Consider the following 623-nt stretch of genomic DNA (forward strand, 5'->3'; position numbering starts at 1 on the left):
GCCTTGTGGTACTCGACAGTGCGAGTTCATGACTCCGGAAAAATGCGCGTACCAACTGACTTCAACCTGATAAGAGTGCAGCTTTCTTTGGTGAGAACGGTCTGTATTCCAGCCTCTAGGGTGTTCAGAAGGTTTAGGCAATTTGGCGTGTTTTACAATGACAGAACGTTTAGCGAATATCAGCCGAACCAAGTCTCCGTAACCGCCCCAAAGTGACTGGATTACTTCGCTCGACAGCAATGCACCGAGATAAAGATCCTGGCTGATATTTTGATACAAAAGGTGGTGGTCATTCATACTCAAGCAAGAAGATGCGACCAAGCTTGGTTACGGTTGATGTAATGCGCCACATACGGGCAAACCGGTTCGATTTTATAACCCAGAGCTTCAATTTCTGGGAGTACCGCTTCCATCATTACTTTGCCATAACCTTTGCCTCGCAGCTCTTCTGGTACGACCGTCGATGTTATGTGCATCACATCATTTTTCAACTCGTAGACCACTTTTGCTTTGAAGTCTTGCTCTAAATCAACCCAAAAGAGGCCACTTTCAGTGTCGTGAATCACTTTATGCATATCTTCTTCTCTAATTTTGTTACGGATTTATTGAATCAAACTATATCA

At 44.1% G+C, this 623-nt stretch carries 1 protein-coding gene and 1 pseudogene; both read right to left on the reverse strand.

Annotation, left to right across the window (positions count from 1 at the left end; translation table 11 throughout):
- Positions 1-297, reverse strand: a pseudogene (locus R8N49_RS28365) (phosphotransferase); the annotation flags it as partial.
- Positions 298-299: 2 nt separating this feature from the next.
- A complete protein-coding gene (locus R8N49_RS28370) occupies positions 300-575 on the reverse strand; it encodes a GNAT family N-acetyltransferase (protein ID WP_005462904.1) in 276 nt (91 codons plus the stop codon).
- Positions 576-623: the final 48 nt, after the last annotated feature.

This window comes from Vibrio sp. 1978, from assembly GCF_033344345.1.